This is a genomic window from uncultured Anaerococcus sp., assembly GCF_963512375.1.
Classification (GTDB): Bacteria; Bacillota; Clostridia; order Tissierellales; family Peptoniphilaceae; genus Anaerococcus.
In genome coordinates this window covers 20,169-30,265 of record NZ_CAUPMI010000025.1, presented here as the reverse complement: position 1 = coordinate 30,265, position 10,097 = coordinate 20,169, and the positions used below count along the sequence as shown (strand labels likewise).

Below are 10,097 nucleotides of genomic sequence, written 5' to 3'. Positions count from 1 at the left end.
ATGTTAAAGAATATGAAAAGTATGGGTTTAAAAAGTGTAAAGGTAGTTATGGCAAAAATGGTTGTTATTACTTATGCGTAGCTAAAGGTTGTAAAATGATTTTTCTAAGTAAAGAGATGATTGATATTATGGATTGGTCTGATAGCGACCCAAGAATCCACAAAAGACCGAATTGTAGATATAGCGATACAAGGACAGCTTTAGATATTGTTACAGGTCTTGCAATTAACGGAATGATTATCACGGAATAATTGATTATAGAACGGGAGAAAAATATGAAATATAAAGTTACAGCAAATTTAGACTTTACAGAAGATGTTTTAGAGTTAGACGATGATTTAACCGAAGAAGAAGTTGAAAAAGAATTATACGAGTATGTAAGTAGTTTCTTTGATTGGGGTTATAGGAAGGTGGAAGATGAATAGAAAAAGAGATATTAACGACTGGCTACTCTGGCTGATGGTTTTTAGGATTTTTATGGATTGGTATGGTTGGAAGAGTCTTTTGCTTTGTTTAGTGGGGGCGGTGGTTCTTTATGGAGCTACTAGGATTATTGATGAAAGGATGAGGGGTAAGGAATGAAAGTAAAAGATTTAATCAGAGAATTATCTTTATATGACGGTGAAGAAGATGTTTTAGCTTATCTTTATGATGAAGATAGCGATGTAGAATATGAGTGTGATTTTAAAGTAGATTATGATGTAGCTCCTTATTTGAATTTAGAAGAAATAAAAAGGTATTGATAATGAAAGTAAAAGATTTTTTAGAGTGGTTTTCTGATTTTGACCCTGAAAGCGAATTGAAATTTGAATTGTTTGAAGAAATATATAACGGAAATCTTCCAAAATGTATTGAGGAAGTTTATACCCCGTTAGAGGCAGAATATGAAAATTATTCAGATAAAGATGATGCTGTTACTGTTACTTTCACAAAATAAGGAGTTTATAGATGAGTTTTGAAGAATTAAAAGACAAGGTTTTAATCTGGGCCAAGGATAAGGATTTGCTCCATATCAAGAATGTTCCTAAACAATTTTTAAAGTTTATCGAGGAAGTGTTTGAGTTTAAGAGGGAGCTGGATATAAGCGACCTTAGAAGGTTTGCAGGAGACCATAAAGAAGCTGTTTTAAGAGACATTAAGCTTGAAATGGGAGATATTTTCGTAACTCTAATCATCCTTTGCGAGCAGATTGGGATTGACCCTGTAGAGTGCCTTGAGATGGCGTATGAAAAGATTAAAAATAGAAAAGGCCGTACAATTGGTGGGTCGTTTGTGAAAGAGGAGGATCTAATCGATGACTAAACAAAAAGACCTTATCGATAAAGTCTTTGCTGGTTATGATATTGAGGTCGATGGTGAGTATATCAATATTTACAAAAAGACGAAGATTGCCTGTTCTAGGATTGATAAGCAAGGTGTTAGGTTTGAAAAAGGATTTAACGATGTGGGAGCTTATGAAAAGAAGAGGATTTTAAGGGAATTGGACAAGGGGAGGTATTAATGAATAGGCAGATGAAGAGGCGATTTACTAAGAATCTCAATCTTAAGGAATCGGATATTGATGAGTTGTCTGAGTATTTCAGGAAGCAGAATGAGGAGGCTAATAAGGAGCTTGTTATTAAGTTCCTTGGCCTGACTGTGGAGGCCTTAAGGCTTGAGTTTGGCTTTGGACAAAAGAGGATTGAGCAGTATGGGGCTAGACTTGATAGCTTGCTTGATTCTATTAATCTTGGATATGTGACCTTTGAGGATTTACTGGAGGAGATGTCTATAAAACCTACTCAGATACTTAAAATTGACTATGGGACTAGGGAAAAGATTAAGGAGAGGATGGCAGTATGAGTGATTCTACATTTTTTGCACCTGGTGAATATATCGAAGACCATATGCTTGATGACTATGCTACAAGGCTTGGTCTAGAGGTGGAGGATTATCAAGCTTTGCTTAAGGGCGATTACCCTATTGACTATGACCTTGCCAAGAAAATTGAGAAGGTGACTAATGTGAGTGCTGAAACTTGGTTAAATTTGCAAAAGAGATATGACAAGAGGAAGGAGGGCTGATGGATTTTGATAGGATTAGGGAAAGGGATAGAGAAAAGACGAGAATGAATACCATAAGAGAGAGGCTGCTTTTTTATGGTAAGGATATGAGAAGGATGGAGGCTGAGAAAGAGAAGATAGAGATGTATAGGGATAGGCTTTCTATTGGAGCTTCTTGGTCGTCGTCTGATGCGGTTAAGGGTGGTGGGTCTAGTCAAGAAGATTTACAGGTTAAGATTATTGATAAAATTTCGGAGTGCGAGAGAAATATCAAGATTATTGAACTTGAAAATCGAGCTATGACTAATGCAATTGAAGATTTAGATTCAGATAAGCAGTTTATTATTCGCCATATGTGGATGATTAAGGGAGATAAGAGATTTACTTATCGTGATTGTGGAAGTTATCTTAAGATGTCTAAGGATACTGCTCAGAGAAGGAGTGATGCAGCTTTGCTAGAAATTTTTGAGAAGTTATATCTAATTGAGGGAGGTGAAATCGATGTAAGGTAAGATTGCGACAATTTTGAGACAATAATGAGACAAAAAAGCGACACAAAAGCCATTATAATGTGCTATAATGGTATTGTAAGAATGTTTCGAAGAAAGCGGTTTAACTCTAAGGATAGGTAATAAGACCTGTCCTTTTTCTTTTATAAAATTTAAGTCTATGAGTCGGGTTATCCATGGATAAAACCTCCTTTCAGTTTATTATATACAAGTATTCGGGTAGTGGGTTTTGCTATTTTTCCCCACTAAAAGAGATTTATTGCTCTTAGTTAAGTTAATGACAATTGTTTTTCACGTGGATAGCCTGACTGATGGACTTAAGAAATATTAAAATATTTAAAATAATACTTGACTTATGTATCCACATATTTATTGTAATTCTTCAATGAACGGGTTATAAAGATAAGCACTCTAATGGTTATTAGATGTGCTTTTTTAGTACGAATTTATCTAATATTTAATTATTTTCTTGACTGAATGAATGATTGAATGTATAATTCAAACCAGGAGGTCAAGATGAAAACAATTACGATAAGGCTTGATGATGAATTGCATAAAAAATTTAAATTATATGCGTTAGAAAATAATAAAAGTATGCAAGAAATCATTGAGGAATATATTAAAAAAATAATTAAAGAAAAAAATAAATAAAAAAGAACGATGGTTATAAGTTTAGCCACTCAACCATCGTTGCAGAGAAACGTTGTTTATAAATATAAATACAATGTTTCCTTATCAACATTGTACTATGAATAGCGGTTTCTTTCAATATGAAAGGACTTAAAATGAACAGTTTAGTGCAAGTAAAAAATGACAAGAATTATGGACTAATTACAACCAGCAGAATAATTGCCCAAGGTTTGAGTAAAGAACATAGTAAAGTTATGAGGACTTTGGAAAACCTAATCTTAGAAACGCCAGATGTGGCTTCTCTGATTATTCCAACAACTTACAAGGTCAAAGGCCAAAAAAGAGAATACAAAGAATATCTACTAACAAAAGACGGTTTCACCTTATATATGTTTAACATTCAAGGATATAATGATTTTAAAATGGCATATATAAATGAGTTTAATCGTATGGAGCGACTTCTTAATGGTGAGCAACTAGAACTAGAACCTTACAAGCTTGAAAAGAAAACCTATAAAGGTAAACCAGTTATGACTGTTAGGGATTTGGCTTATCTAACAGGAGATAATAAGGACAATATTAATTGGCTTGTTAGGTCAAAATCTTTAGGCACTCTTTTAAATGCTAGAACCTTAAGAGATTTTAGGTCTGAAAATAACAACATAAGTGTATATAACAGGCTCAATATTCTCTTTGAAGATGATGTTTATAAGCTTATTGACAGTTATTGTTTAAATGATGATGCTAATATGAAGATCAATAGGTATTTTTCTGAAAATAGTTTGGTTAATGGGTGTAACAAAGGGGATATAGATAGATTTTTGAAAGTTCAAAAGTTAATTGATTTGCATAGAATTTTGTACACTTTTACTTCGGATAGTGAAATGCTAGGAGATTTTACCGAGATTATTTCTTCAAAGCTTGTTGAAATTGGGTTGTTGGATAAGCCTTGCAGGGATTTAGGTATAAATTCTAAGCAAGGTTGGAATTTAGGTATCAAACTTGATGGTTTGAAGAAAAGTATTTTAAGTTAATTTTTAATATTTAGAAAGGCAAGTTGTAAAAGACTTGTCTTTTTTTGTACTTATTTAGGTTGAAATTACAATTTTATAATAAAAAAGAGAGGGCAATCACTCCCTCTCTTTTCCTTGCTTGTCAGATAAATTCCGTTTCGCACGAAAGATTTAATCTTTCTTCTAACAAGCTAGCACAAATTACGCTCTAATGTGCTTTTATATAGTACCTGATGACTATTTACACTATTATTATATGATATGATGACGGTTTCAGCAAGTACAACTCATATAATTCTTTTTGAAATTGTGATTGTCTAGCATCTAGCGAAGATGTATATTTGAAAAAATGCTGACCTGTCATCTACATTTCATTTTCTATAAGTGTTTATCTTTTATAAGTGTTTATCTTTTATTTGATGATAAAGTGAAACTAACGCTAATATAAGCATAATGATTTCATAAATTGTCATCTGGTACTCCTTTCTAGAATCTAGAAAGTTGTAAGAATATTATACAGAATTTTATTAAATTAACAATATTTAAGAGATGTAAAGAAAAGGGGTGATGTGCTCTGAAGAAATTGACAATTAAACAAAAGAAGTTTGCTGATGAGTACATCAAGACTGGTAATGCTACTGAAGCTTATCTTAAATCTTATGCCAAGCAAAGTAGAGCAAGTGCAGAAGCAAATGCTAGAAAACTACTCGGAAAGTACTCGGTAAAAAAATATATAGATAATAGGTTAAAAGAGATTGATTCAGAAAAAATAGTCTCACAAAAGGAGATTATGGAGCTTTTATCTTCTATAGCAAGAGGTGAGTCAACTGAACAAACTCCTATATGGGTGGGAGGAGGTAGGCAAGAAGTTATAGAAACTAGAACTACAGATAAAGATAGGATAAAAGCAATGGATATGTTAATGAAACGATTCGGTATGCATTATTCTGACCTAGAAATAGAAAAACAAGAAGTACAAATCCAGAAGACTAAGACAGAAATTGAAATTATGAAGGGTATATCAGAAGAAATTGAGGACCTTGAAGATATAGATAGGATGATTTATGGAGAAGATTAAGAAGAGAAGGACAATTCCCTTTAGATTTTCTAAAAAGCATGTTGACTATATCAGGAATTGTAAAAATAATACTTATAATATAGCTGAAGGAGCTGTAAGGGCTGGTAAGACTGTTGACAATGTTTATGCTTTCGCCCATGAATTAAGAACCACCAAGGACAGGTTACACCTTGCCACAGGTTCCACTGTTGCAAACGCCAAGCTAAATATAGGGGATGCCAACGGTTTTGGTCTTGAATACGTCTTCCGTGGTCAGTGCAAGTGGGGGAAATATAAAGACAATGAAGCTTTAATTATAAAAGGCCCCTACACAAAGCAAAGAGAAAGGATAGTAATATTTGCGGGTGCTGCTAAGGCTGATTCTTACAAGAAAATAAGAGGTAACTCTTATGGAATGTGGATAGCTACAGAAATTAATCTTCATCACAAAGACACAATCAAAGAAGCCTTTAACCGTACTGCTGCAGCTAATATGCGTAAATTCTTTTGGGACTTAAACCCTTCAAGTCCTAATCATTTTATTTATTCTGACCACATCGATAAGTATCAGGGGATGATGGATGAAGGAATAAGATTTGGTGGTTATAATTATAAACATTTTACAATCGATGATAATATCAATATTTCAGACCAGAGAAAAAAGGAAATAAAACTCCAGTACGACCCTAATTCTGTTTGGTATAAAAGAGATATACTGGGGCTTAGGGTTGTAGCGGAAGGGCTTATATATAAGCAGTTTTCAGATGGTCCGGAAAATTATTTAATTGAAGGCAAACCTCACGAACTACAGATGATTCAAATCGGCGTGGACTTTGGTGGAAATAATTCTAAGCATGCTTTTGTTTGCTGTGGAATTAGTCGAGGTTTTAAAAAGGTTTATGCTTTGAGGTCTGAGAGATTAGAACCTGACAAGCCAACAGACCTATACAATCAGCTAATAGACTTTGTAAGGGTTATTCAATCCACCTATGGGAATGTCGACTTAATCTATGCAGATAGTGCGGAGCAAGTTCTAATCAAGGGTATGCAAAAAGCCTTATTAGATGCAAATTTAAATATAAAGATTAAGAACTCTATCAAGCATCCAATCAATGACAGAATAAGGCTTGTTAATACTTTGATTGCTTCTGATAGATTTTTTTATACTAAAGATTGTAAGAGCCTTGAAGAGGCTTTATCTACTGCGGTTTGGAAGGAAGAAGAAATGGAGGATATAAGGTTAGATGATGGGACAAGTGATATTGATACCCTAGACGCCTTTGAATACTCTATTGAGAAATTTATAAAGGTACTTATGAATGTATAGGAGTATTTATGCTAGATAGAGAAATTAGAGAGAGGCTGGGAAGCCTTGCCCTCAATATTGAAAATAATTATAAGATATGGCTTGATTGCTACCATGGGGAACCCTACTGGCTTAGCAATCCAAATGACGCTGATAATTCTCAATCCTTGAATTTGTGTGCGGCTATATCATCTGAGCTTGCAAGGCTTACGACTATGGAGCTTGAAACTAGGGTTGATGATGAAAATATTGATTCAATTTATCAAAAATTCATAAAACGTATTAGAAGATTTACTGAATATGGTTTGGCCTTAGGCGGGATTATAGTCAAACCCTATGTTGAAGACTTTGAGAAAAAGATTATCGATATAGATATTGTTCCTGCCAATAAATTCATCATTTTAGGATTTACGAGCTTTGGAGATATTAATCACATTGTCTTTATCGATAGGATCAAGAAGAAAGATAAGAAAGATAAGGACATATTCTTTACCAGGCTTGAAGAACACAAGATAGGTGATGAATATCTAATTACTAACACCGCTTATTTATCAAATAACCAAGAGGTTTTAGGAGATAAGATAAGCCTAGGAGCGGTGGAAGAGTGGGCGGATATGACTGAAAAAATGACAGTAGATTCAGATAGACCTTTATTTGCTTACTTTAAAAACCCACAGGCTAATAACTTAGACCTGGATTCTAACGAGGGTATATCCTGCTTTGCTAGGGCTTTATCCTTAATCCAAGACGCTGATGAGCAATACCAAAGAATTCACTGGGAGTATAAGGGAAGTGAACTAGCTATTGACGCAGACATAACAACCGTAAAAGCTAACGGAGAGTTGCCAAAGGGCAAGGAAAGATTATTCAGAAATCTTGGTATGGATATGGGGGACGGAGGCAGAGACTTCTATGAAGTATTTAGCCCTGAAATCAGAGACACTCCGTTATTCCATGGTCTAGATGAAATATTAAGAAAGATTGAATTCCATTGCGGCCTAGCCTATGGAACCTTGTCTCATATGAGTGAAACAACTAAAACGGCTTCAGAAATTATTACAAGTCAGCAAAGGTCTTATTCTACAGTTAAGGATATACAAACAGAACTTGCTGATTGTCTTGAAGAATTTGTCGAGATATTAAAGTATTGGTATAAGGAGCTTGATATTTCATATGATGAGAATTGCCAAGTATCCTTTGACTTTGATGACAGCCTAGTAGTGGATTCTGAGACCGAACAAAAGATAAGGCTCCAAGAAGTGGCAGCAGGTATCCTAAAACCAGAAGCTTATCTAAAATGGAGATACGGTGTAACTGATGATGAGTTAGCCGACATACAAGCGGGAGTATCAGAAAATAGAGATGATATAGCTGAGGAAGAATAATGCTAAGCCCAGAATACATGGAAAGGGTAACCGACCACCTAATAGAATTATATCAAGGATTAGAAGATGATATCCTTGAAGATATAGCAAAGAGGATAAATAAAAATGGATACCTAACAGCAACCGGAGAAAGACAAGCGGAGGTTTTGATTGAAAATGGATACACGACGGAGGAAATAGAAAGTCTATTAAAACCACACCTAGAAGATATCGATGATGAGATAGGTCAAATTATCAAAAATTCAGGCCTAAAACACTATGAAGATGAAGCCAAGGCTTATAGGTCTGTAAATAAGAAACTTGTTGATATAAACAAAAATAAGCATGCTAATCACACAATCAATAATGCCCTTGATAGGCTACTAAAAGGAAATGCTAATATAACTCAATCATTAGGGGTTGTCTGCAATGGAGAGAATGTAAAATTAAATAAATTCTATAAAGACAAACTAAACCAAGCGGCCTTTAAGGTTGCTAGCGGAGCTTTCTCAGGTCAGCAGGTAGTTAGAGGCCTAGTCAATGATTTATCTGAATCAGGGATAAGGGTAATTAATTATCAAAATTCAGGAAGAAATTATACTGTGGAATCTGCGGCTAAAATGATTGTTAGGACAACCCTAAACCAGATGACAGGTGAAATGTCTTTGTCTAATGCGGAGGATATGGGCCAAGACCTTATGGAAATATCAGCCCACGCCGGAGCAAGACCGACTCATGCAGAATGGCAAGGACAAATTGTTTCTTTGTCAGGTGAAAATACAAAATATTTAAGTCTTGATGATATAGGTTATGGAGATGTGGCGGGATTTCAAGGTGCAAATTGCAGGCATAACTGGTATCCATTCTTTGAAGGAATATCAGAAAGAGCCTGGAGTCAAGAAATGTTAGACAATATAGATCCGGAGCCTTTCGAGTTCGAAGATAAGGAATACACTTTCTATGAAGCAACTCAGAAGCAGAGACAAATCGAAAGAACTATTAGAAAATACAAACATAGGGTTATGATGTATGATAAGGTAGGAGACGATGAAAGCAAGCTAATAGCTCAGGTAAGATTACAAAGACAAAGACAGCTTTATAAGAACTTTAATAGAGCGGGCAAACTTCGTCCTACTACTGTAAATACCAGCGTTTATGGGTATAATAATAGTAAATATTTTGAAGAATTAAAGCAAAGCAATAGGTATAAGATATACAAAGAAAGAATATCAGGAAATTATTGGGAGAATGCAACTTTTTCTAGCGATAAATCTTTAAAAATACACATAGATAAGCATTTAAAAGAATTTGATAATATAAGTGAAGAAGAATATTTACGAAAAGCAAGAGACCTATTAAATGCTGAATTATCAAATAATATTAAAGGATTTATGACTCAACAAAAAACTATTTTAAAATATAATGTTGAAAATAACGAATTTGTAGTTGGAAACTCTAAGGGATTTATTTCAACATTTTATAAACCATCAAGAGGTATTGACTATTGGAAAGATGAGGTAAAACGATATGAAATATTCAGAGGGAACTATGATTAAATGTCCTGTCTGTGGTAAAGATGTAGGATTCTATGATATTTGTGAAAATTGTGGATATCAAAACACGGGAGAAGAAAATATTGATGGTGGACCAAATAAAGTTACACTTAAAGAAGCAATTAAAAATTATAAAGAACTTGGTATTTCTGACCCTAATGATGATTATTGCATAACTATTTTAAAAGAAAGAAATAAAAATGATTGAAAATTTTAAAATCATATTAAAAATTCTAACATCTTTAAACAAATCACTTGACGAAGAATATTTTGATTCAGACTTAATATCTGCTAGTACACTAGGTATTACAGAAATGAGAAGAAACAATCTTTTAGAAATGTTATATGACGCTGGTTATATTAAAGGATTGACAATCAAGTATTATGTAGACGGAGACTTTGTAGTTACTAATTTAGATAAAACTAAAATAACTTTAAAGGGTTTAGAATATTTAGAAACTAATACAATTTTTAAAAGAATACAAAAGACAGCTAAGGGAATTAATGAAATGATTCCAGGAGCATAGAGATATTAGATTAAGCACACTAACACTTGTTAGATGTGCTTTTTAATTATAGGAGATATTATATGTATAATGACGATGAAAAAATTAAAGAGAAAA

The 10,097-nt window shown here is 33.8% G+C and carries 18 protein-coding genes; all 18 read left to right on the top strand.

Annotated elements, in window-relative coordinates; genetic code table 11:
- On the top strand, positions 1–251 hold a 251-nt coding region (locus RRB46_RS09425; RefSeq protein WP_311538340.1), incomplete at its 5' end, for a hypothetical protein.
- 24 nt (positions 252–275) lie between these two features.
- Positions 276–425 carry a hypothetical protein gene (locus tag RRB46_RS09420; RefSeq protein WP_311538339.1) on the top strand — a complete coding sequence of 50 codons (150 nt, stop codon included), beginning with the start codon at positions 276–278 and terminating at the stop codon, positions 423–425.
- Positions 418–582 (top strand): hypothetical protein, encoded by a 165-nt coding sequence (locus RRB46_RS09415; RefSeq protein ID WP_311538338.1) that lies wholly within the window; start codon positions 418–420, stop codon positions 580–582. The genes RRB46_RS09420 and RRB46_RS09415 overlap by 8 nt, the downstream gene beginning before the upstream one ends.
- Positions 579–743 carry a hypothetical protein gene (locus tag RRB46_RS09410; RefSeq protein WP_311538337.1) on the top strand — a complete coding sequence of 55 codons (165 nt, stop codon included), beginning with the start codon at positions 579–581 and terminating at the stop codon, positions 741–743. The genes RRB46_RS09415 and RRB46_RS09410 overlap by 4 nt, the downstream gene beginning before the upstream one ends.
- A gap of 2 nt (positions 744–745) precedes the next feature.
- A complete protein-coding gene (locus RRB46_RS09405; RefSeq protein ID WP_311538336.1) occupies positions 746–937 on the top strand; it encodes a hypothetical protein in 192 nt (63 codons plus the stop codon).
- A gap of 11 nt (positions 938–948) precedes the next feature.
- Complete coding sequence (locus RRB46_RS09400; RefSeq protein ID WP_311538335.1) at positions 949–1,302, top strand: MazG-like family protein; 354 nt, start codon at positions 949–951, stop codon at positions 1,300–1,302.
- The gene (locus tag RRB46_RS09395; RefSeq protein ID WP_311538334.1) at positions 1,295–1,501 is read left to right on the top strand and encodes a hypothetical protein; all 207 of its coding nucleotides are present in this window, start codon (positions 1,295–1,297) and stop codon (positions 1,499–1,501) included. The genes RRB46_RS09400 and RRB46_RS09395 overlap by 8 nt, the downstream gene beginning before the upstream one ends.
- Positions 1,501–1,842 carry a hypothetical protein gene (locus RRB46_RS09390; RefSeq protein ID WP_311538333.1) on the top strand — a complete coding sequence of 114 codons (342 nt, stop codon included), beginning with the start codon at positions 1,501–1,503 and terminating at the stop codon, positions 1,840–1,842. Before RRB46_RS09395 ends, RRB46_RS09390 begins: the two co-directional genes overlap by 1 nt.
- Positions 1,839–2,063 (top strand): hypothetical protein, encoded by a 225-nt coding sequence (locus tag RRB46_RS09385; protein WP_311538332.1) that lies wholly within the window; start codon positions 1,839–1,841, stop codon positions 2,061–2,063. Before RRB46_RS09390 ends, RRB46_RS09385 begins: the two co-directional genes overlap by 4 nt.
- Positions 2,063–2,554, top strand: a complete 492-nt coding sequence (locus RRB46_RS09380) for a hypothetical protein (protein WP_311538331.1) — start codon at positions 2,063–2,065, stop codon at positions 2,552–2,554. The genes RRB46_RS09385 and RRB46_RS09380 overlap by 1 nt, the downstream gene beginning before the upstream one ends.
- 513 nt (positions 2,555–3,067) lie before the next feature.
- Positions 3,068–3,202, top strand: a complete 135-nt coding sequence (locus tag RRB46_RS09375; RefSeq protein WP_157885487.1) for a DUF6364 family protein — start codon at positions 3,068–3,070, stop codon at positions 3,200–3,202.
- Positions 3,203–3,336: 134 nt separating this feature from the next.
- Positions 3,337–4,215 carry a Rha family transcriptional regulator gene (locus RRB46_RS09370; RefSeq protein WP_311481469.1) on the top strand — a complete coding sequence of 293 codons (879 nt, stop codon included), beginning with the start codon at positions 3,337–3,339 and terminating at the stop codon, positions 4,213–4,215.
- Between the two features lie 562 nt (positions 4,216–4,777).
- Positions 4,778–5,272 (top strand): terminase small subunit, encoded by a 495-nt coding sequence (locus RRB46_RS09365; RefSeq protein ID WP_311481468.1) that lies wholly within the window; start codon positions 4,778–4,780, stop codon positions 5,270–5,272.
- Complete coding sequence (locus RRB46_RS09360; protein ID WP_311538330.1) at positions 5,259–6,578, top strand: PBSX family phage terminase large subunit; 1,320 nt, start codon at positions 5,259–5,261, stop codon at positions 6,576–6,578. Before RRB46_RS09365 ends, RRB46_RS09360 begins: the two co-directional genes overlap by 14 nt.
- Positions 6,579–6,586: 8 nt before the next feature.
- Positions 6,587–7,942: a phage portal protein gene (locus RRB46_RS09355; protein ID WP_311538329.1), complete on the top strand. Its 1,356-nt coding sequence runs from the start codon at positions 6,587–6,589 to the stop codon at positions 7,940–7,942.
- Positions 7,942–9,477, top strand: coding sequence for a phage minor capsid protein (locus tag RRB46_RS09350; RefSeq protein WP_311538328.1), 1,536 nt, complete (start codon positions 7,942–7,944; stop codon positions 9,475–9,477). The genes RRB46_RS09355 and RRB46_RS09350 overlap by 1 nt, the downstream gene beginning before the upstream one ends.
- Complete coding sequence (locus tag RRB46_RS09345) at positions 9,449–9,682, top strand: CPCC family cysteine-rich protein (protein ID WP_311538327.1); 234 nt, start codon at positions 9,449–9,451, stop codon at positions 9,680–9,682. Before RRB46_RS09350 ends, RRB46_RS09345 begins: the two co-directional genes overlap by 29 nt.
- Positions 9,675–10,001: a YjcQ family protein gene (locus RRB46_RS09340; protein ID WP_311538326.1), complete on the top strand. Its 327-nt coding sequence runs from the start codon at positions 9,675–9,677 to the stop codon at positions 9,999–10,001. The genes RRB46_RS09345 and RRB46_RS09340 overlap by 8 nt, the downstream gene beginning before the upstream one ends.
- The last annotated feature ends 96 nt before the right edge of the window (positions 10,002–10,097 follow it).